Origin of the sequence: Sphingobium sp. IP1 (assembly GCF_002708645.1) — a bacterium.
Lineage (GTDB): Bacteria > Pseudomonadota > Alphaproteobacteria > Sphingomonadales > Sphingomonadaceae > Sphingobium > Sphingobium yanoikuyae.
This window is the reverse complement of the sequence record NZ_NOIW01000034.1, coordinates 30722-51488: the sequence shown is the minus strand read 5'-3', so window position 1 is coordinate 51488 and position 20767 is coordinate 30722. Positions and strand designations below refer to the sequence as shown.

Below are 20767 nucleotides of genomic sequence, written 5' to 3'. Positions count from 1 at the left end.
CGATCCGGCGAAGGCCAGCACTATCGCATCGCCGGAATGAACCTGCTCGCCGCCATCATCATATTCTGGAACACCATGAAGCTCGGCGAGGTCGTCAATACCCGGGCCGCCAGCGGTACCCATATCGCGCCTGATCTACTCGCCCACGTCTCGCCGTTGGGATGGGAACACATCAATCTAACCGGGGAATATCGCTGGCCCAAATCCTTAGCGTAGGATTCCGCCCCCTCCCGCAAACGCCCCCTTATAGGCCGCGGCCGGCGGCCGGCCGTCGAGCGCTGCGAGCGCGTTGACGGCAACGACCGGCGCCTGGGCCCGGGCGGCCGCCGCGGTCTTCGCGTTCGACGCCGAGCAGGCGTCCCCGAGGGCAAAGATGTTCGAGTATTGCGGGTGACGCAGCGTCGTCTCGTCGACTTCGACAAAGCCCGACGCCGCGGCGAGCGGACTTTCGCGGATGAAGTCGGGCGCGACCTGCGGTGGGACGACATGGATCATGTCGAAGCGCTCGGCCGCGCGCTGCGTGCCTTTGCCGTCGGCTCGTTCAAATACCGCCGTCTGTCGGGGTCCGTCGAGCTCCACCAGCCTCGAGCCGAAATGCAGATTTATGCCGTAGCGCTCGACATAGTCCATGAGCGCTGGGACATAATCGGGCACCCCGAACAGGACGCCGCCGGCTGTGTGGAAATGCACGTCGGCGGCGCCGAGCACGCCGGCTTTTTCCCAGCGATGGCAGGAGAGGTACATCGCCTTTTGCGGGGCGCCGGCGCATTTGATCGGCATCACAGGCTGAGTGAACAGCGCCCTGCCGCCCTTGAAAGCTTTGACGAGCCGGTGCGTATAGGGTGCCAGGTCGTAGCGGTAGTTCGACGTGACGCCATTACGGCCGAGCGTTGCGGCAAGACCGGGGATGGCGTCCCAGTCGAGCTTGATGCCGGGGCAGACGATCAGGACCTTGTAGCTGAGCCGCCGGCCGTCCTGCAGCATCACCTGATTGGCATCGGGCTGAAAGCTGCGCGCCGCTGCCTTGACCCAGTGCGCGCCTTTTGGAATCAGCCGCGCTTCCTCGCGCCGGGTGACCGCGGCGTCGAACACGCCGGCCCCGACCATTGTCCAGCCAGGCTGATAATAATGGTCTTCATTGGGCTCGACGACCGCGAGGCGCAGATGGTCCCGCCGCTTCAGGATGCTGGCGGCAGCAGCTATTCCCGCGCTACCTCCGCCAACCACCACGATGTCATAGTCCTCTTCCGCCGCACGCTGCCGGGCCCGCCCCGCCATTTCCGCGAGCTTTTCCGACCGTGCTCCCGAGCGGCAGTAGGCCAGGACGGGCGCCGGAAGCCTGTCGAGCGCCTTGGCCATGGCCTCGGCATCCGCATCGGTCAGCGCGCCGGCGACGGCGGGAACATGGACGAAGGCCAAGCCGGCGCTTGTCGCCGCCTGCTCGATGCTGCGAGCGGGCGGCTGGCCGGGTGCTTCACCGTCCGGGCGATTGCAGATGATCGAGCGGAACCCCGCTGCGGCTATGTCGGCGATATCCGCTGCGGTGAGCTGCGGCGCGACGCTGAGCGTCGGAGAAAGCTGCTTGATGGTCATGCGGACGTTTCCCAAAAAAGGCGTGCTTACCGCGATGTCAGGCGATGCAGCGCCATGCCCGCGAGCATGGCGAGCAGGAACGGCGCGGCTGCTGCAGGCGCGAGCGCGAGATTGGCCACGGCGGGGCCCGGACACAGGCCGGCGATACCCCAGCCCACACCGAAGAGAATGGAGCCGATCGCCAGCCGGCGATCGATGCGGCCAGTATCGGGGAGGTTGAAGGTTTTTGCCGCGAAGGGCCGGGCCATGCGGCTCTGGACCCTCCAGGCCATGGCCATCGGCACGATGGCGCCGGCCATGACGAAGGCAAGCGTCGGGTCCCAGGGGCCGAGCAGGTCGAGAAATGCCCGCACGCGCATCGGGTCGGTCATCCCCGAGACAGCCAGGCCCGCGCCGAACAGCGTGCCGCAGAGGAGGGCGATGAGCGCGCGCATCAAAGCGTTCCTGTCAGGCGCATCGCCGCCACGGTCGCGAAGCCGCTAGCCATGAAAAGCGCCGTGGCGACGAGCGAGCGGCGCGAGAGCCGGGAGAGGCCGCATACGCCATGGCCGCTGGTGCAGCCTGAGCCGAGCCGCGTGCCGTATCCGACGATCAAGCCGGCGACCAGCAAGAGGGGTGTTGTAGGGAAATGCGCCGGAGCCACTTCCGCGGTCGCTGCGAGAAGCCACGCGCCAAGGGGAAGGCCGAGGACAAATGCGGTCGCCTCGGCCCAAGGCGGCCCGGCGTCGGATAGTTTCAGAGCGCGGGCCGCGAGGCCGCTTACGCCCGCGATCCGACCCAGCGCCAGCAGCATGACGGCTGCGGCCAAGCCGATCATCAGGCCGCCAATAAATCCCGCCAGCGGCTGCGCATGGGAGAGGGCCGGAATCATAGCTGATTCACCGGGAGCTTGAGATAGCTGACGCCATTCCCCTCGGGGGGCGGCAGATGCCCCGCGCGCATGTTCACCTGGACGGAGGGAAGGATCAGCCGAGGCACGGGGAGCGTACGGTCGCGGCTCTCGCGCATTGCGACAAATTCGTCTTCGGTAATCCCGTCATGCGCGTGAATGTTCGCGCGCCGCTGCTCGGCGACGGTCGTTTCCCAGACATAGTGCCCGCGGCCCTCGGGCAGGTAGTCATGGCACATGAAAAGGCGGGTCTGCGGCGGCAGCTCGAGCAGGCGCCGAAGCGAGCGGAACAGGGTGCGCGCGTCACCGCCGGGAAAGTCCGCCCGAGCCGTCCCATAGTCGGGCATGAACATCGTGTCGCCGACGAACACGGCGTCGCCGATCACATAAGCGACGCAGGCTGGTGTGTGGCCCGGGACATGGAGAACCGTCACCGAGAGCTCGCCGATCAAGAAGGTGTCACCGTCTTTCCACAGCTGGTCGAAATCGGACCCGTCCCGCTGGAAGTCGCTGCCGGCGTGGAACAGCTTGCCGAAAGTCTCCTGCACCGTGCAGATGTGCGCGCCGATCGCGATTTTGCCGCCGAGCTTCTGTTGGAGATAGGGGGCCGCCGAGAGATGGTCAGCATGGGCGTGGGTCTCCAGGTGCCAGTCCACGTGCAGCCCGGCCTCTTGCACATGCGCGATGATCCGGTCGGCTGCTTCATGCGACGTGCGTCCCGACGCGGGGTCGAAGGTCAGCACGCTGTCGATCACGGCGGCGCGAAGCGTCTCCGGATCATGGACGACGTAAGTGACCGTGAAGGTCGGCTCGTCGAAGAACGCCGCGATGACGGGAACGCCCGCTTGCGCAGCGGTGATCTGCGTTGCGGCATGGGCAAGAGCGGGGTCGGTCATGCGACTCTCCTTGATTTCAAAGTTACAATAATCATGTATGTAACCGATCATAGATCGTCAACGGCTTGCTTCGTCGGGCGGGCATCTGCAGGAGGACCTCATGATTGAAGCAGCTGCCAGCATGCCGTCGGCGATCCGGATCGGGGATGCCGCGCCGGATTTTCAGGCGCGCTCGACAAGGGGCGAATTCCAGCTTTCCAAGCTCCGCGGCCATTGGGTGCTGCTGTTTTCGCATCCGGCCGATTTCACGCCGGTCTGCAGCACCGAATTCGTGGCGCTGGCGCGCCGGCAAGCCGAGTTCGAGGCGCTGGGATGCAAACTTGTCGGCGTGTCGGTCGATAGCCTCTACGCGCATATCGCCTGGGTGCGGGCGTTGAAGGACCTCTTCGAGGTCGAGATCGGTTTCCCGATCATCGAGGATCCCAGCATGGCGGTGGGCCGCGCCTACGGCATGATCGGCGAGAACGCGGCCGACAGCATGGCGATGCGCTCGACCTTCTTCATCGATCCTCAGGGGGTGGTCCGTGCCACAACCGCGTATCCGCATAATGTCGGCCGCTCCGTCGACGAGCTCCTGCGGCTCTTGCGCGCTCTCAAGTGCGTCGATGAGAAGGACGTGCTTACGCCCGAGGGCTGGACAGAGGGCGAGGCCGCGCTCCTGCCGGTCGACGATCAGACGAGCGGCGCGCACGACTGGTTCTGCCGTTTCGAGCCGCAGCCATGACTCCACTCTTCGAAAACAAGGATGCTGCATCGGCCGCAGCCGACAAGCTCAAGGTCTTCGCCCAGCCGCAACGGCTCATGATCCTCTCCTGTTTGCTCCTCGGTGAGCGTAATGTGGGCGAGATTGCTCAGGCGACGGGGATCGGGCAGCCGGCGCTGAGCCAGCAGCTGGCCGAATTGCGCCGGGCAGAGCTGGTGAAGGCGCGCAAGGCGGCAAAGCAGGTGTGGTACACGCTTGCCGATGAAAGCGTCGAGCAGTGCGTCAGCAATATCGAAGCCATGCTCGGCGGCGCCGCGCCGACAATCCGATCCGGTCAACAAAGCAACAGCGCTGCTCCTCACGGCGTGGCGAGCTTCGCTCGAATCCTTTAGCGGGCTGCCCGGTGATCCAACCTCGCAAGTGCTGAGGAAAGACCAGATACCGTTCCGCCAGGAGCTGTTTTCCTATAGGCCCGGGATGCAAGAGCCAAGGCGATGAACTTTCTTGCGCGGACCTCCATATTCTCGGGCACCCGTATTCACGGCTAAAGTGTCGATCGCGAAGATATAGCTCACGGCGTTGCTTCTGAACCTGAAGCTCCTGCAGACAGATATTGGACCGCTACGGGCAACCTACTGTCACTCGTCTTCGGCATGCGCTTAAGCAGATATATTCTCTTTCTTCCTTATCTGCTACGCGGCAAGGGCGCGCTCATGCGAGGCTGGGCTGCAGCATTTGTTCTTGTCGAATGAAGGGGGAAGTCGGCTGATGGTGCGATCGGATTTGCTCAGGTGCTTGGGTCAGGACAATCCCGAGCTTGCTGCTGCCGATATCGAACGTCTTGTCGACCTGTTCTTCGACGCAATCGCGCGGCAGATGGCTGCCGGTGGGCGTGTCGAGCTGCGCGGGTTCGGCGTCTTCGAAGCGCGGTGGCGCCGCGCGCGTGCGGGCCGAAACCCGAAAAACGGGTCGACCGTCGCGGTGCTTGGCAAGCGTGTTCCTTTCTTCAAGGCGGGTAAGACGCTCCGCGCGCGCTTGAACGGCGATGCGCATGCTGACTGAGCGACGAAGCGCATTTAGGATCGGTTTTCAGCCGATTGTCGCTTGATCGCCATGGCAAAACAGTGACAACGGGCGTCGTTTCTGAGGAAGGCACGCCCCTGCCGCGAGTCCGGAAAACAGAAACACCAGGTGGGGACTGGCCCGACCTGGTGCTCGATATTCCGTGTCGAGGGCGCTTGGCGATGCCAGTGGGGCCGATTCGACTGCTGTTATGGTCTTGCGCGTGAATGGCTGAAAGTCAAGTTCCTTATCCCTATCTCCCGGCGCAAGTGGACGCGATTCGCGCCTCGCTGTCGGAACCGAGGTTCGGCGCCTACCTTTCCAAAGGTGGCAATGACACGGGCTACGCGCTGGCGCTCTACCTCTACAATGCCCGGCTCGCCAAGGCGTTCCTCTATCCGCTGCACGTGGTCGAAGTAACGCTGCGGAACGCGATCGATGGTCTTCTCGTAAGTCGCTACGGCCAGACCTGGCCGCACGAGGCGGCGCTGCGCGATGGGCTCCTGACAGATGCCGGACGAGCGACGCTCGACAAGGCGATCGGACGCGCGGGCGCCGGCGCATCGCGGGGGCAGATTGTCGCGGAACTCACCTTCGACTTCTGGTCGCATTTGCTCCGACCCGAATACCACGCCCTCTGGCGCACGGCGCTCAACATCGTCTTCCCGCATGCGCGGCCGCCGGTCGGCCGGCACGAGGTCCAGGGCCTGGCAAGGTCGATCAACCGGTTTCGCAACAGGGTCGCGCACCATGAGCCGATCCTCGACCAGAATGTGGGTGACCTGCAGGCCAAGATCGTCGAGTTGATCGCCTTGCGTTGCCCGGAAACGGCAGCCTGGACCCGCCACCATACGACCATCGGACAGGTGCTCCGGACGCGGCCGCGAAACGGCCGCGGGCACGGCGAGCTTCTGTCGTCGAAGCTCGCGCCCGAGTTTGTCCCGGCGACGCTCGCCTCGAGCCTCGAGGACGTGATGCGCGCGCTCGATCGCGGCCGTCCGGTTGCGATCTGCCTCGACGATGACGGGCGTCCCGTCGCGGCTTTTTCGGCCCTAGACATTACCCGCTACATTCTGGCCGACGCGGACCGGAATGCCGGCCTGTTTGCGCCGGCCGAGCGGACCGTCGCGGACATGCTCGCCGGGATCGACGCGCCGGCGCGCACGGCGGTCATGCAGGAGGACGAGCCCCTTGCGCTGGCGGTCGATACGCTGCGGCGGCCGCGCGTCGACATCCTGGTCGGGGTTGGGGCTGGCGATGGGCGTCCCACGGGGACGATCATGCGCGCGCATCGGCGCTATTAGCCCATTCGCCCGTCGCGCGGGTGACCGCCGCCAGCTTTATCCATCATCCGGGGCAGCGCTGCGGCCGATCGCGTCACAATTGCTTGAAGCTCATGCGGCCGATCTGCATGCTGGTGACAAAGCGGCATTTGCAAGCAAGGAGGCATGCGTCATGCACAGGGTGATCGAGGCTGGCGATGATGTCATCGCGCTCGAGGTTTCCGGAAAGATCACGGGCGCCGATCTCGACGCCATGATGGACCGGCTCGACCAAGCGATGGCCCATCACGAGAAAATCCATATATTTGTCGAGACGCGCGGCATCGACGGCATCGAGCTCACCGGCCTTCCGGGCTATGTGGCGCGCGCCATCCCCCTTTTCGGCAAGCTGACACGGTTCGGACGCGTGGCGGTCGTTGCCGACCAGACATGGGTGCGGATCGGCACCCGGGTCGAGAGCGCGGTTCTGCCCTTTATCAGCTACAAGACTTTCGAGCCGGCGCAGCGCGAGGAAGCACTCGCCTGGGTCAAGGGCGCGCCTTCCGCGGCCTAGCAGGATGGCTGATCGCGCTCGAGGCAGCGTCGGCCACTCAACGCGCGGCTGTGGGTCGGCGCCTCGCGGCGGTCTCGCAACGGGTCGGAGCGCTTGAGATGCACTGCCATCCGTACAACTCCTAATGATGCACGAGAAATGATCCTTTTATCCGGCGGCTCGACGATCACGTCGCGTTGGAGCTGGTACGGTGCCCGATCTGGAGTTGAACGAAGAAGGTCTCGGCGAGCTCGTCGATGCGTTCTACGCCCGCGTGCGGAAGGATCCGGAACTCGGTCCCATATTCAATGACGCCATTGGCGACTGGCCCGAGCACCTGACGAGGCTGCGTGCCTTCTGGTCCTCGGTCATGACGGGCAGCGGGCGGTACAAGGGCCAACCGGTGCCCGCTCATCTCAAGCATCGCGACCGGCTGTCGCCCGCCTTGTTCGAGCGGTGGCTCGCGCTCTGGGCGCAGACCAGCAACGAGCTGATGAGCCGCGAAGCCGCGGCCGCGCTGCAGGCCAAGGCCGCGCGCATCGCCGAGAGCCTCCAGCTCGCCATGTTCTTCCGGCTGGAGCGCCAGCCGGACCACCATTCCGCCTGAGCCGCGGTTGCAAACAGGATTGAACCAATGACCGAGATTCCCCTCGTCGACCTCAACGTCCATCATGCGCCGCGCGACATGCGCGATCGCGTCGCTCTGGGCTTTACGAAGATGCTTCGCTTCTGCGCCGACACCTTCTTCGCCAAGCGTTATGGCCATCGGGCCATCGTTCTCGAGACGGTGGCGGCCGTGCCCGGCATGGTGGGGGCGACGGTCAATCACCTCAAGTGCCTGCGCCGAATGTGCGACGACAAGGGGTGGATCCGGACGCTCATGGAAGAAGCCGAGAACGAGCGCATGCATCTGATGACCTTCATCGAGGTCGCCAAGCCGACGCTTTTCGAGCGACTGGTGATCCTGGCCGTGCAGTGGGTGTTCTACCTTGCCTTCTTCGCGCTTTATCTGGTGAGCGCCCGAACCGCGCACCGGGTGGTCGGCTATTTCGAGGAAGAGGCGGTGATCAGCTACACCCTCTACCTCAAGGAGATCGATGAGGGGCGTAGCGCAAATGTGGCAGCGCCTGCGATCGCGCGGCACTATTGGAAGCTGCCCGAGGGCGCGACACTGCGCGATGTCGTGCTGGTCGTGCGGGCCGATGAGGCACATCACCGCGACGTCAATCATGGGTTCGCGAACGAGCTCGCGGGCTTGGCGCCGGCGGAGACGGTCGCGCCCTATCCCGAGCACGCCGAGCAAACCCGGCTGGCCGCCTGAGATGAGCGCTCCGACGCCCTATCGCTCGACCCCGGTCTTCGATCAGGACACGCTACCGGCCGCGCTCCGCGCCCGCCATACCACCAAGGCGGGCGTCTGGGGCGTGATCCGGGTGCTGGAAGGTGAGCTTCGGCTCACCATCCTCGAGCCGCCATCGGAAGTCGTCATCACGCCCGGCAATCCGGCCGTGATCATGCCGCAGCAGCCGCATCTGGTGACGCCGCTCGGGCCGATGCGGATGCAGGTGGACTTCTACGACGAAGCGCCGAACTAGGCGTCCCCGCCACCGTCACCGCCTCTCGGCGGGGCATATTGCTGAGCCGGCAAAGATGATCAACCAGCGGTTGGTAGAGCGGCGTCTCGAATGCGAGGCCGGCGGCACCATATTCGGACCAGATGACCGTCGCGCAGAGGCCCTCGAAACCTTGCGGTCGAACGACGACGCGCTGGCCTTCAGCGAGGTGGATGCCCATTGCCTCGATGCGGCAGCCGGCGGACGAGAGATCCACCAGCATGACCGGCTCCTTGAGCGTTGACGTCCTGAACTGGGCAGGGTGGCGCAAGGGCTGGCGGCTTTGTCGCCGGCGAGATCTATGAGGCGTCGTCATGGCCGCAACTTGCGCCGGAACGTTTTCGCAAAAGTTGAAGGGCACCGATAAGCCTGTAAAATTATGTAAAGCCAGAAGAGTAAAGCCTCGGAGCGGGCGTGAGCATGATCGATGTTGAACCGGATTAACAGTGATCTTGCTATGCGATCCGACCTCTCATCTCACGGATCAACATGGCGGGCCGAAGGCATCCACCTTTACATGTTTTTACAGTGAAGAGGGTTTCTCGAGCGAGCGCGAACTATCCGATTGCGCCATAAGCTTTAGAGTGGGTCTTGGAACGCGGCGCGACGCGCTGCAGTCGGGAGCATGGATTTGATCCTCTATTCGCGCGGCTTCGCATCGGCCGGACGAACAACCGTGGTCACGATGACGAAGAGCTTGCGCCCTGGCGGTCAGGAGACCGCCTATGACAGGGGGGCCGGCAGGAATTTCCGCCCATGAGCGCAGGTCCTCTCCTCACCAGCGCTTCGCGTGTGCGCAACGTCGGCCTCGAAGGCGAGCATCCCGACAATATTGTCGCTGACATCGCCAGGCGCGGCAAGCTGCCAGCACGGATCATCGTCGTCGCCAACGAGAAGGGCGGGGTGGGCAAATCGACGATCGCATTTCACCTGGCGGTCGGCTTGCTCCATCGCGGCCACAGCGTCGCGGCGATCGATCTCGATCGACGACAACAGACCTTGTCCCGCGTCCTGGGCTATCGGGACGGAACGATCTGCCGGCTTAAGGCGCCGCTCAAGAGCCCGAGGCATGCCGTTCTGCAGGTCCCGAGCGGCGCGATGCTATGTCAGGAGATGATGCGCATCGGGTCGGCTTGCGACTACATCGTGATCGACGTGCCGGGGTATGACTCGGCCATCGCCCGCCGTGCTCTGGCGCTGGCTGACATCCTTGTCACGCCGATCAGTTCCAGTTTCGTTGATCTCGACCTCCTGGCCCGCGTGCACCCCCTCACGCTCGACATCGTGTCACCGGGCTGCTTTGCCACGGCGGTGAACGAAATCAGGCAAGCGCGTCTTCGGCAGGGGCTCGGCGGCATCGATTGGATCGTGCTCGAGAACCGCCTCCGGCGCGAAACCAGCCATAACCGTGACCGGGTCGAAGCGGCACTGCGGACTATCGCCCCCGAAGCCGGTTTTCGCATGACCAAGGGCCTTGCCGAGCGAGTCGCCTATCGCGACCTCTTCCTGATGGGGCTGACCCATCTCGATCTTAAGGCATTGCCTGCGCTTCCGTTTCCCAATTCGCGCGTCGTGCAAGAGATCAGGAATCTGGTTGCAACGGTGGAAGAGACGCCGGCGGACCGGCGGTGTCTGGTGAATGCCTGACGGGCACGGCGCCAGCATGTTGTGCTGAAGAGAGGCGCTGTTTCACTGACCCTACGGACTATCACGGATGGCCCGAGAGTGCCCGCGCGTGGAAACGGTCCTCATGAACCTGTCTTTGGAACTTGCGGTCGCCACTGCCTTGGTGGTGCTGACCATCTTCATCCATCTTGGCGGGATCGCGCTTCTCCTCGCGCTGCTCCGCCGTCATCGCGGAAGGCGAACCGTTCGCACGCTCTGGCATGAAGGATTGGGGATCCTGGGCGCGGCCGGCGGCCTGTTCGTTCTCCATGCCCTTGAAATCTGGCTCTATGCAGGCTTCTACATCGCCGTCGAGGCGCTCAGGAGCTTCGAGGCGGCGCTCTACTTTTCAACCTCTTCCTACACGACGGTGGGATATGGGGATGTCGTCCTCGACGAGCGCTGGCGTCTGCTCGGCGCGATCGAGGGAGCGAACGGCCTCATCCTTCTGGGATGGTCGACCGCGTTCTTTGTCGCCATCGTCGGCCGGATCCGCGGGCTTGAGAACGAGGTTCAGGCGCTGCCATGAAGGTAAAAACGCGCTGGCTTGCAACCGCCCTGCGCCTTTGCTCATGAAGGAAGGCGCGGGTTTCACAATCAGACCCTTGCAGCTCGGCCCGCCGCTCGGGGCGGGAATGCATTGGCTCAAGATCAATCAAGAGGGAAACAGGTGACCCATCAGCTCACGATGAAGTTCCACGGTGCGGCAGGCACTGTCACCGGCTCATGCATGGAGCTCGCGCTAGGCGCCCGCTCGATCCTGGTCGATTGCGGTCTGTTCCAAGGCTCGCGCAGTCTCGAGGCGCTCAACCTCGGCAGCTTCGGGTTCGATCCGCGGAGGATCGACGCGGTGATTCTGACCCATGCGCATATCGATCATTGCGGCCTTCTCCCCAAGCTTGCGGCCCAGGGCTATGAGGGTGCGATCTGGTGCACGCAGGCCACGAGCGACCTTCTCGAATTCATGCTGGCCGATGCCGGCAGGATCCAGGAATATGAGGCGGAGCGCCGGAACCGACGGCGCGACCGCGCCGGCGACGCGCTGTTCGAACCTCTCTACACCGAAGAAGATGCGATCAGCGCGTGGCGGCTTTCTCGTCCGGTCGCGCTCGGGAACTGGTTCGAACCCGCCCCCGGGTTCAAGGCCAGGCTCTGGAACGCGGGCCATATTCTCGGCTCAGCCTCGGTGGAGCTCTATGCCGGCGGGGCACATATCCTCTTGTCGGGCGATCTCGGGCCCGACAACAAGGCGTTCCACGCCAATCCCGCCGCGCCCAAGGGCCTCGATCACGTCGTCTGCGAATCCACATACGGCAATCGCGCGCGCGAGAAGCTCACGATCGACGAGCGCCGCGCGCAGCTCGAAGGGGTGGTCAAGGAAGCCATCGCGCGCGGCGGCAACCTCGTCATCCCGAGCTTCGCGCTCGAGCGGACACAGGAGCTGCTCCTCGACCTTGCGCGACTTTCGGACGCTAACCGCATCCCGAACGTGCCGATCTTCGTCGACTCGCCGTTGGCGAGCCGGGCAACCAAGGTCTTCTCGAGTCATATCGACGAGATGGAGGATGTCGACGGTCGCGACATCTTCCGCCATCCGAGCATCCGTTACGTCGAGGACAGCCTGGAATCGATGCGCCTCAACACCGTTTCGGGGGCGATCATCCTGGCCGCGTCGGGCATGTGCGAAGCCGGGCGCATCCGCCATCACCTCAAGCACAATCTGTTCAGGCGGGAGTCGACTGTCCTCTTCGTCGGTTTCCAGGCCGAAGGCACGCTTGGCCGCGTCATCCTGGACGGCGCGCAACGAGTACGGATCTCCGGCGAGGACGTGAACGTGCGCGCGCAAATCCGCCGCATCGACAGCTATTCCGCGCATGCGGACCGCGACGAGCTGCACGACTGGATCCGCGACAGAGGCAAGCTTGGTGGCAGCCTGTTCCTTTCGCATGGCGAGGGCCAGGCGGTAGAAGGGCTCCGCGCGCTCGTACAGGGCGACGACCCGGCCGCCAGCGTCATCGCGCCGCAGATGGGCGAGCGGTTTGCGCTTCCGCCAGGCGCGCCAGCCAAGCGGCTCGAGACCGGCCGCGTCGATCTCAACCAGCTGGCGGGCGAGGATTGGCAGAACGACTATGCCGACTTCATCACCAACCTGAAGCGCAACCTCTATTCGATCAAAAGCGCGCGGGCGCGCCGCGAAGCGCTCGACGACATGCGCCGCGTCCTCGACAGCTACAATGCGTTACGCGAGGAACGTAAGGCGCGCGCGTCCGCCGGCGCGAAGCCGTCGGGAAGACAAGAACGCTAGGGCAGGCAAAGCAGGTTGCGAGCTTCCAGCGCGTCCGCGAGCAGGGGCGCGAGATGCACCTGATTGGTGCGGTGAGGAATGCTGTCGCTGCTCGCCAGGCGCTCGATCCCGCTTGCCGTCAGTCGCGCGAGGTCCTGGTCCGATGCGAGACAATGAGTGACGATCGCCTCGACGCGGGCGGCACCCGCTGAGAGCAGCAGCTTCGCGGTCTCGACCAATGTGTGACCGCTCGAGACAAGGTCGTCGACGAGGATGACCCGGCGCCCTCGGGCGCGTTCCGCGCCGTCTAGCGCGAGCGATACGGATCGGTCGCCATGCCGCTGCTTCGTCCCGACCAGCATGTCGAGATCGAGCGGCTCGGCAATCGTCCGGGTCCACTGCAGCGATTCGCTGTCGGGGCCGACGATTAGCGGATTGTCGTCACGACCAACGAGCTCCGCCAGGAGCGGCGCGGCCGAAAGAGCAACGGCGGGTATGCCCGGCACCGCGTCGCTCAGGCTCGAAATACGGTGCAGGTGCGGATCGACGGTGAGCAGAGCGTCGAAATGGCTGGCGAGGAGCCCCCCGATAACTCTCTGGCTCACCGCCTCGCCGGCGCGGAACGCCTGGTCCTGCCGCATATAGGCGAGATATGGCGCAACCAGGACGACGCGCCGGGCGCCAAGCTCGCGGGCGGCCGAAGCGGCGAGGAGCAGTTCGACGAGCTTGGCGTCGGGATCGTCGAGCGAACGGTGAAGGATCACCACGGGGGCGGCGGCCGGCACGCGCACAAGGGCCTCGTGATCGGGGAAGCGGCGCACTTCAACGGCCGCCGCTTCAATGCCAAGCGCGTGGGCAAGTCGTTCGGCTGCCTCCAGGCTTTCGGAAAACCCGAGTACGAGCGCGTTCATCGCACAATCTCGTAGCCGGCGTCTTCCCTTGCCAGGTCATGGGCGAAGCCAAGCCCGGTCGCCGATTGGGCGTGGATCCGATAAAGAGCCTGGCCTTTGCGCACTTCGGCGCCGACCTTGCATATGAGGTCGATGCCGGCGCCCTTGTCCATGGGCGCTCCGGCAAGCCGGGCGATACGCGCGATCCGGTGGCAGTCGATCGCGATGACACGGCCGTCGCGGGGGGCACAGATTTCCTGGATGTGCGCGCCCGGCTTGAATTCCGCGGGCTGTCGGCCCTGGGCAGCGATCAGCCGCTCCATGGCCTCCAGTGCTGCCCCCGAGGCGAGCAGCTCGAGCGCACGGGCGAACCCCCGCCCCCCTTTGAGCGCCGGATCGAAATCGAGGACACGCCCCGCCAGCATCAAGGCATGATCGCGCAAATCTTCCGGCGCATCGGCGTCGTTGCGTAACACGGCCATTACGTCGCGGGCTTCGAGCACGGGTCCAATGCCCCGGCCGATGGGCTGCGAGCCGTCGGTCAGCACGATGTCGATGACGAGCCCCAGCTTGTCGGCGACGTGCTCGAACAGCTTGCGCAGCCGTACCGCTTCACTTTGCGAGCGGACCTTGGCGGTAGGACCAACGGGGATGTCGAGCACGAGATGGGTGGACCCCGCGGCCAGCTTCTTCGACAGGATCGACGCGACCATCTGTTCGAACGTGTCGATGCGCAAGGGCCGTTCGACCGAGATCAGCACATCGTCCGCGGGAGAGAGGTTCACGCGCCCGCCCCAGGCGAGCACCGCCTTCTCGCGCGAGACGATCGCGCGCAGCTCGTCTTCGCGCAGATCGACATTGGCGAGCACTTCCATCGTGTCCGCCGTGCCGGAAGGGGATGTGATCGCGCGCGAGGAGGTCTTGGGGATGATGAGGCCATGAGCGGCGACGATCGGCACGACGATCATCGACGTGCGGTTCCCGGGAATGCCGCCAATGCAATGCTTGTCGACGACGAGCGGCGCGTGCCAGTCGAGCCGGTTGCCGACGGCCGCCATCGCGCGGGTCATGGCGAGCGTTTCCTCGGTGCTCATGAAGCCGGCGCAGGCAACCAGAAAGGCCCCGATCTCCATCGGTGAATAGCGGTGGCCGGCGACATCACGAATGATGGCGGCGATCTCGCTTTCATCGAGCGTGTCGCCGTCGATCTTGCGCCGGACCGATTCGAGGCTCGCGGGAACGGGCGCCTGCTCGATCGAGACCGCAGCCCCCTCAGGCAATCCAAGGCGGCGAAAGGCCTGCTCGCCGAGGCCGATTTCACCAGCCTCGACAAGGGCAGGCTCGTCGACCAGAGCCAGGGTCGCCAATATCTCGGCGCTCTCGCCCGTGATGCGGATCTTGCGCAGCGCCTGAAATTGTTCGGCCGAGTAGCCATTACCCTGCCGCGGCAGAAAAGCGGTATTCTCAGGATGGGTGTCTATCGCCAGGCGTCGGATCTTCAGCATGGCCGGCCTCAAACCCTTTCGGGCCGCATGCGATCAAAGTCCTGCGGCGTGATCTGCCGCTTCGCGGGTACCGTCTGCAAGGGGCAGCGACCTTGCGCGTCAGGTGTGGCAGCGCCCCGATCGCGGCGATAGATGTCGGGAAAGTAGCGCACGCCGCCAAGGCTATCGGGTTCGGCGGTGAAATAGGTGATATAGACCGGCAGAGCAGCGGGCAGCATCGCGCTCTGCGTGCGGCCGGAGCCCACGACTGTGTCGACCCTGGCACGGTCCCATCCAGGGCCGAGCAGGGTTGCAGCGAGTCCGAGGGCATTGCCCACGCGCACGCAGCCATGGCTATAGGCCCTGACCTCCTTTTCGAACAGCGCCTGGGCAGGGGTGTCATGAAGATAGACGTTGAACCTGTTGGGCATGACGAGCTTCATGCGCCCCAAGGCGTTCTGGGGTCCGGGACGCTGGCGGTAGCGCCCGTTCTCGCGCACATAACCGCGTCGCGCCGCCTCGGCGGGATTGTGAGCGACAAGACGGGCGATCCCCTCGGCGGCGATGCTCGGGGGGATTTCCCACCAGGGATTGAAGATGACGCCGGTGACCCTGGCTTGGAACACAGGTGTCGGCGACCCCGTCTTGCCGACAACGACCCGCCACCGGCCGGCCAGCTTGCCGTCCTCCCACAGGCTTGCCTCGAAAGCGGCGGTGTTCACCAGCAGGTAGCGCGCCCCGAGTTGCCGCGGCATCCACCGCCATCGGTCGAGATTTGCGGCAAGGATGGCCCGGCGGTTAGCGTCCCTCTCTTGCGCATAGGCCTGCGACAGCGCGTGGTAAAAGGGATGGGAAGGCCGTGTCGTACGGAAGAGATCGTCGAGCCGATCCTGGGCGAGCGCTGTGGACACGCTGGCGCGAGGATCGGGCCAGGCGGACGGCTCGGCTATGTGCCAGTTCGAGCGCAGCGCGGCATTGCAGCAGCCATTGCGGTGCGCTTGCAGAAGCCGGACGGCGGAGGCAGTCGCGAGTTCATCGCGGCGGGCGTCGTCGCCACGGTTGACCGCGGCTTGCAGCGCCGGAAGGCCGACCGCCGCGGCTCCGAGGCCTTCGGCGTCCGCCGCTTTCATCCAATGGATCAGGCGCTCCGTCTGCGCCTCCGTCCACCGCGGCTCGGAAGCTGCGAAAGCGAAGCTGGGGGCAAATATCAGGAGGAGGAGGAGTATGGAGAAAGTGCGCTTCATGCGTCCGCCATGTGCGAAACCGGGCGAAGGAGACCATGCGGAATGTTACGAGGGTGAGCAATGGTTGAGTAACACGGGGCTCGCCGGGAAGTCGCGAAACCAGGGCCCACCGCCGTGCGCCGATATTTTAGCGAGGCGTGCAGAGCCGACGCGCGAGCTAGCGGCTTTGTGCCTGCGCCCAGCGCGCTGCGTTAGCGTCGGCGCAGATGCGGTCCGCCGTTTGCCGGACCTTTTCGAGTTCCATCGCGCCGCGATCGGCGGACATGCCGTCCACGATATTGTCGAGGGCAAGTCTGTAGGCGCGCTCGGCGCCGAGAACGTCCGAAAGATATCGGTCGAACAGCGTATGCATGGCGCTTTCTACTCCCTTCTCGGCCAGCCAGGCGCTGCTTGTCGAGGAAGTCGAGATCTGTACGAGCCGTGTGCCGTTCAGCGGACGCTCGTGGGGCTCGTCCCCGACATAGCGCGCGGCGTTGCCGAGCACCCGCTCGAGATAACCCTTGAGCATGGCGGGCATGGAGCCGAACCACATCGGATAGACCAGCACGAGGACGTCGGTTCGAGCGAGCCGGTCGCACTCGGCAAGAATCTCGGGGGGCGGGGCATAATCAGGCTTGCCCGGCCGTTCGTTCGCCTTGAGGATCGGGTCGAAGCCTTCCGCATAGAGGTCGAGCACCGTGCCGGTCTGATGATGCTTCTGCGCACGTTCCAGCCAGCACCGCGCCACGCTGGCGCAAAAGCTGTCCTGATCCGGATGGGCCAGAACGATTGTGTGGTCGACGGCGGGTGGGGCCATTGTCACGCTCCTCGCTGAATTTCACATCCTATTGCCACGGCATTTCGCGCGGTTGTCCTTGCCATCGCGTGGATCAATTCCTCGACGACACGCGTAGGACGATCGGGCCGCAAGCGTTCGAACTAAAGATCGATCCTTCCTCCGCAATCGGCTAGCGCAAAAACGATTACTCGCTACCCGCTCAAACCTGCCAGGGGCTGTTGAGTTTCCAAGACGATCGCCAAAGAAGACCGGATCGCAGCCGGTTCGTCAGGCCGATAGTGAGGCGAGTTCACCGGTCAACTTCGCAGGACCGGCCCGCTCTGTCGTTGCCTGCGGCAAAATGTCCGCAAGGCTGTATCTCTCCAGCGTGCGGCGGAAGGCCCGTCCCGCCTCGTCGAGCACGGCAGGAAGACCGCAGCGCCGGCGGAGCCGGCAATCCGAACATTCGACAAGCGCGCATTGCGGCTCGGTCGTGCGGAGAACTTCGCCAAGATTGATGAGGGCGGGCTCGCGCGCGAGGCGGACCCCGCCGCCGCGGCCGCGCGTCGCTTCCACGATCCCTGCTCGCGCGAGCCGATTGACGACCTTCATCAGATGTGTGCGCGAGATCGCCTGAGCCTGCGCCACCTGCGCGATCTGCGTGCGCTCGTCTCCCCGGCCGGCGAGATCGATCAGCAGGCGAAAGGCATAGTCGGTGTGGCGGGTCAGTTGCATGCGAAATGGCCGTTGAGGACCGCATCGTTATGCCATCTTATCCGCGTCGCTGTTTTGATTCTGATCAAATTCAACTTTGCGAGTCGGGTCTAAGCGGAATTGTACATTCCACTTATCGAGAGGTATCCGATGTATTGCGTTCAATGCGAACAGTCGAACAAGGGTGGCTGCGCGGTCAAGGTCGGGTCCTGCGGCAAGACCGCCACTGTCGCCGATCTCCAGGACGTGCTGCTGCGCGTGATGCAGGGCGTGTCCGCGGTCGCCGCCCGCGCGGCGGACAAGGGCGTCCGCGACGCCGAAGTCGATGCCTTCACGCCCCATGCCTGGTTCACCACGCTCACCAACGTCAATTTCGACGAAGCGCGTTTCCTGAAGCTGATCGCGACGGCGCTGCGCATGCGGGAAAAAATCCATGCGGCGGCGATGGCTGCCGGCGCTGACCTCTCAGACCTGCCTGAGCCCGCGACGTGGGAGCCTGGCGCGACACTGGCCGAGCTTTCGGCGGCGGCACCGATGGCCAGCATCCAGCGTTTCGTCGACCGCGACGGGCCCTCGATCGTCGGCCTGCGCGATCTGATCCTCTACGGGCTCAAGGGCACGGCGGCATACAGCGAACATGCGCGCGTTCTCGGCACTGAAGAAGCCGAGGTGGTTGCCGAATTCCATCGTATCTCCGCCTTTCTCGCCACCGATCCAACGGACGTCGACGCGCTGCTGCGCGAGGCCCTGGCGATCGGCGCGCTCAACCTGAAGGTCATGGAGCTTCTCGACGCGGCCAACACCGGCCGCTTCGGGCATCCGGAGATCTCGAGCGTGCGCATGACCCCGAAAGCGGGCAAGGCGCTTCTGGTGTCGGGGCACGACCTCGGCGACCTCGAGATGATCCTGCAGCAGACCGAGGGCAAGGGCGTCAACGTCTATACGCACGGCGAGATGTTGCCGGCGAACGCCTATCCCGGGCTCAAGCGCTATCCGCACCTGGCGGGGAACTACGGCGGGGCATGGCAGGATCAGCAGAAGGACTTCGCGGCGTTCCCTGGCGCCATCGTCATGACGTCGAACTGCCTCATCAATCCGGAGATTCGCGGCTATGCCGATCGGCTGTTCACCGCGGGGCCGGTGGGCTGGGCCGGCGTGCGCCACATTGTCGATCATGACTTCTCGCCGGCGGTTGCACGGGCGCTGGAACTGCCGGGCTTTGCCGAAGATGCGCCGGAAGAAGTGATCACCGCGGGTTTCGCGCGCAACACCGTCATGGGCGTAGCCGACACGCTGCTCGGAATGATCGGGCGGGGTGAGGTGAAGAATCTCTTCCTGATCGGCGGATGCGATGGGGCGCGTCCGGGCCGCAACTATTTCCACGACCTCGCCATGGCGACGCCGCAGGACAGCCTTATCCTGACGCTCGGCTGCGGGAAGTTCCGCTTCAACCGCGAAGAGCTGGGCAACATCGCCGGCGTGCCGCGTGTGCTCGACATGGGTCAGTGCAACGATGCCTATTCGGCGATCCAGGTGGCCGTAGCGGTCGCCAATGCGCTTGGCTGCGGGGTCAACGACCTGCCGCTCCACTACGCCATCAGCTGGTTCGAGCAGAAGGCGACCGCCGTCCTGCTGACGATGCTGCACCTCGGGATCAGAAAGATCCATCTCGGCCCGACCTTGCCGCAGTTCCTGACGCCGGAGGTTCTCGAAGTGCTGGTGGAGAAGTTCGACATCCGGCCGACCGGCGAAGTGGCTAGCGACCTCGACCGCATGCTGAAGGCAGCCTGAGCAATGCTGTCGCCCCCGCATCGCGGACCATGCGGGGGCGACAGCCTGGCGGAGATATTCAAGTCTCGTCGGCGTTCATCGCATCGATGAAGCCTTCAAACAGGCTGATTACCTTCTGTGAGGACAGTATGTCCTCGAAGTCGCTGGGATGGACGAACTGGTCCCGGAACCACGGGTAGAGCTCACCGGAAAAGCATTGCTGCAGCCAGGCGAGCGCCAGCCTTACTTCCGGGACGGCTTCGCGCGCCGGGTTGATGACGCATAGGATCTCGCGGCGCAGCTGCAGGTTTATGTCGAGCGGCTTCACCCTGCGGCTGACGGCGCGAGCGTAGGTCGGCAATATGCCGATGCCGCCGCCGCTGGCGATAGCGCGGAAATGGGCGGAGCTGCTGTTGGTCCTTATGCCGATAAGCCCGTCTATGTCGGTGGTGCCGAGAAAGTAGGGTAGCAGGTGCGAGGCGACCTGGTCGGCCTCCTGCCAGACAAGTCTGTGACGCGGCCAGTCATCGACGGAACGGGGCATGCCGGCGTCGCTGAGATAGCGCTCCGATGCGAAAGGCATGAGGTGCAGGCAGCCGAGCCGGCGGCAGATCGTCGTATTTCCCTCGCTGGGGTGCTCGAGCTGAATGGCGATATCGCACTCCCCGCCGGCCACGTCGCTGCGCTGCATGTCGCAGTGGAGAACGACATCGATTTCGGGGTTTGCATTCTGGAAGTCGACCAGCCTCGGCATCAACCAGTATGTGCCAAGACCTTCGGTTACCGCGATGCGCACGCAGTCCCGGGTGCCGGAGGCCGTTTGTTCCTGCTCCAGAAACTGACGGGAGCGGCGCATCTCGCGAGCTACGTTCAGGAGCCGATCGCCCGATGAGGTGAGCTGCAATCCGGCGGGATCGCGGTGCGCGATGATATCGCCGAGCTTGTCCTCGATGCGCGCGAGCCTGCGCCGGATCGTGCCGACGGCGTGGCCGGTCTTCGCCGCTCCGGCGCGCAGGCTGCCGGCTTCCGCGACGTCGAGGAACAGCTCCAGGTCCTGCCAGTCGATGCGGCGCAGCCTGTCCTGAAAGCTTGTCGCGCTGCGCCGCGCGGCTGAGCGAACCGGCGGTGCGGCGGGATTGGCGGGAAGGGCTCTTGTCCGGGATGCAGCGTCGATCGGCTTCTTGCGTGACGTCATCAATCGCCTACCCCGCCTCCGCTCCAATTATCGATTGTCCTATCTCATTCCATTTGTCGCTGGCGGCAACAACTTAATCGCTTCGAAACGGATGTTTGTGCGCTCAGGCTTCCCGTCACCGCTCGCGGGGTGTGTTCATAATGCACCCGCCCGGGCGCGCGATGAGATCGCCACGAGACGAAGCGCCTCCCAT

Annotated in this window: 24 protein-coding genes; 13 read left to right on the top strand and 11 right to left on the bottom strand. The window is 64.7% G+C overall.

All coding sequences use genetic code 11. From position 1 onward, the window contains the following. Positions 1-216 (top strand): Tn3 family transposase (locus CG471_RS13840; RefSeq protein ID WP_143560206.1); only part of this gene is annotated, 216 nt, incomplete at its 5' end. On the opposite strand, the gene CG471_RS13835 is transcribed toward CG471_RS13840, so the two are convergent. From CG471_RS13835 to CG471_RS13820, 4 genes are read right to left on the bottom strand one after another with little or no spacing between them, the layout of a single operon-like run. Continuing rightward, entirely contained in the window at positions 208-1593 is a 1386-nt protein-coding gene (locus tag CG471_RS13835) for a bifunctional protein tyrosine phosphatase family protein/NAD(P)/FAD-dependent oxidoreductase (protein WP_257211539.1), read from the bottom strand. The genes CG471_RS13840 and CG471_RS13835 overlap by 9 nt on opposite strands. A 26-nt stretch (positions 1594-1619) precedes the next feature. Next, positions 1620-2027 (bottom strand): DUF6691 family protein, encoded by a 408-nt coding sequence (locus CG471_RS13830; protein ID WP_180275705.1) that lies wholly within the window; start codon positions 2025-2027, stop codon positions 1620-1622. Beyond that, positions 2027-2464: a YeeE/YedE family protein gene (locus tag CG471_RS13825; RefSeq protein ID WP_069336911.1), complete on the bottom strand. Its 438-nt coding sequence runs from the start codon at positions 2462-2464 to the stop codon at positions 2027-2029. The genes CG471_RS13830 and CG471_RS13825 overlap by 1 nt, the downstream gene beginning before the upstream one ends. Next, positions 2461-3378, bottom strand: a complete 918-nt coding sequence (locus CG471_RS13820; RefSeq protein ID WP_099232205.1) for an MBL fold metallo-hydrolase — start codon at positions 3376-3378, stop codon at positions 2461-2463. The genes CG471_RS13825 and CG471_RS13820 overlap by 4 nt, the downstream gene beginning before the upstream one ends. 100 nt (positions 3379-3478) lie before the next feature. Between CG471_RS13820 and CG471_RS13815 the strand changes: the two genes are divergently transcribed. The 8 genes from CG471_RS13815 (at position 3479) to CG471_RS13780 (ending at position 8553) form a co-directional block, all read left to right on the top strand. Further along, positions 3479-4102 (top strand): peroxiredoxin, encoded by a 624-nt coding sequence (locus CG471_RS13815; RefSeq protein ID WP_099232204.1) that lies wholly within the window; start codon positions 3479-3481, stop codon positions 4100-4102. Then, on the top strand, positions 4099-4473 hold the full coding sequence (locus tag CG471_RS13810; protein ID WP_069336910.1) for a metalloregulator ArsR/SmtB family transcription factor: 375 nt from the start codon (positions 4099-4101) through the stop codon (positions 4471-4473). The genes CG471_RS13815 and CG471_RS13810 overlap by 4 nt, the downstream gene beginning before the upstream one ends. 376 nt (positions 4474-4849) lie before the next feature. Further along, complete coding sequence (locus CG471_RS13805) at positions 4850-5143, top strand: HU family DNA-binding protein (protein WP_069336909.1); 294 nt, start codon at positions 4850-4852, stop codon at positions 5141-5143. A 227-nt stretch (positions 5144-5370) separates the two neighbouring features. Then, a complete protein-coding gene (locus tag CG471_RS13800; protein WP_069336908.1) occupies positions 5371-6447 on the top strand; it encodes a hypothetical protein in 1077 nt (358 codons plus the stop codon). 151 nt (positions 6448-6598) lie between these two features. After that, on the top strand, positions 6599-6979 hold the full coding sequence (locus CG471_RS13795) for an STAS/SEC14 domain-containing protein (protein WP_099232208.1): 381 nt from the start codon (positions 6599-6601) through the stop codon (positions 6977-6979). A 190-nt stretch (positions 6980-7169) separates the two neighbouring features. Further along, positions 7170-7565 carry a group III truncated hemoglobin gene (locus tag CG471_RS13790; RefSeq protein ID WP_069336907.1) on the top strand — a complete coding sequence of 132 codons (396 nt, stop codon included), beginning with the start codon at positions 7170-7172 and terminating at the stop codon, positions 7563-7565. Between the two features lie 27 nt (positions 7566-7592). Next, complete coding sequence (locus tag CG471_RS13785) at positions 7593-8279, top strand: alternative oxidase (protein WP_099232203.1); 687 nt, start codon at positions 7593-7595, stop codon at positions 8277-8279. Between the two features lies 1 nt (position 8280). Next, entirely contained in the window at positions 8281-8553 is a 273-nt protein-coding gene (locus tag CG471_RS13780; RefSeq protein WP_099232202.1) for a DUF1971 domain-containing protein, read from the top strand. On the opposite strand, the gene CG471_RS31805 is transcribed toward CG471_RS13780, so the two are convergent. Continuing rightward, on the bottom strand, positions 8471-8887 hold the full coding sequence (locus CG471_RS31805; RefSeq protein WP_366514084.1) for a PilZ domain-containing protein: 417 nt from the start codon (positions 8885-8887) through the stop codon (positions 8471-8473). The two genes, CG471_RS13780 and CG471_RS31805, sit on opposite strands and share 83 nt — an antisense overlap. A gap of 440 nt (positions 8888-9327) precedes the next feature. On the opposite strand from CG471_RS31805, the gene CG471_RS13770 reads away from it, so the two are divergent. The 3 genes from CG471_RS13770 to CG471_RS13760 all read left to right on the top strand — a co-directional run bounded on the left by CG471_RS13770 (position 9328) and on the right by CG471_RS13760 (position 12541). After that, a complete protein-coding gene (locus CG471_RS13770; protein ID WP_234792246.1) occupies positions 9328-10218 on the top strand; it encodes a division plane positioning ATPase MipZ in 891 nt (296 codons plus the stop codon). 103 nt (positions 10219-10321) lie between these two features. After that, on the top strand, positions 10322-10765 hold the full coding sequence (locus tag CG471_RS13765) for an ion channel (RefSeq protein WP_021224309.1): 444 nt from the start codon (positions 10322-10324) through the stop codon (positions 10763-10765). Between the two features lie 201 nt (positions 10766-10966). Beyond that, on the top strand, positions 10967-12541 hold the full coding sequence (locus tag CG471_RS13760) for an MBL fold metallo-hydrolase (RefSeq protein ID WP_218964257.1): 1575 nt from the start codon (positions 10967-10969) through the stop codon (positions 12539-12541). Here the strand turns inward: CG471_RS13760 and CG471_RS13755 are convergent. The 5 genes from CG471_RS13755 to CG471_RS13735 all read right to left on the bottom strand — a co-directional run bounded on the left by CG471_RS13755 (position 12538) and on the right by CG471_RS13735 (position 17630). Continuing rightward, positions 12538-13431 (bottom strand): ribose-phosphate diphosphokinase, encoded by an 894-nt coding sequence (locus CG471_RS13755; RefSeq protein ID WP_069336900.1) that lies wholly within the window; start codon positions 13429-13431, stop codon positions 12538-12540. The two genes, CG471_RS13760 and CG471_RS13755, sit on opposite strands and share 4 nt — an antisense overlap. Then, positions 13428-14915, bottom strand: coding sequence for a thymidine phosphorylase family protein (locus CG471_RS13750; protein ID WP_069336899.1), 1488 nt, complete (start codon positions 14913-14915; stop codon positions 13428-13430). The genes CG471_RS13755 and CG471_RS13750 overlap by 4 nt, the downstream gene beginning before the upstream one ends. Positions 14916-14923: 8 nt before the next feature. Beyond that, positions 14924-16138 carry a L,D-transpeptidase family protein gene (locus CG471_RS13745; protein ID WP_099232200.1) on the bottom strand — a complete coding sequence of 405 codons (1215 nt, stop codon included), beginning with the start codon at positions 16136-16138 and terminating at the stop codon, positions 14924-14926. 157 nt (positions 16139-16295) lie between these two features. Next, positions 16296-16934 (bottom strand): NAD(P)H-dependent oxidoreductase, encoded by a 639-nt coding sequence (locus CG471_RS13740; RefSeq protein WP_069336897.1) that lies wholly within the window; start codon positions 16932-16934, stop codon positions 16296-16298. A 249-nt stretch (positions 16935-17183) separates the two neighbouring features. Next, positions 17184-17630, bottom strand: a complete 447-nt coding sequence (locus CG471_RS13735; protein ID WP_020820434.1) for an Rrf2 family transcriptional regulator — start codon at positions 17628-17630, stop codon at positions 17184-17186. A gap of 129 nt (positions 17631-17759) precedes the next feature. On the opposite strand from CG471_RS13735, the gene hcp reads away from it, so the two are divergent. Continuing rightward, a complete protein-coding gene (gene hcp / locus CG471_RS13730) occupies positions 17760-19400 on the top strand; it encodes a hydroxylamine reductase (protein ID WP_069336896.1) in 1641 nt (546 codons plus the stop codon). A gap of 58 nt (positions 19401-19458) precedes the next feature. Here the strand turns inward: hcp and CG471_RS13725 are convergent, their stop codons facing one another. Further along, positions 19459-20574, bottom strand: a complete 1116-nt coding sequence (locus CG471_RS13725) for a LysR family transcriptional regulator (protein WP_099232199.1) — start codon at positions 20572-20574, stop codon at positions 19459-19461. Between the last annotated feature and the right edge of the window lie 193 nt (positions 20575-20767).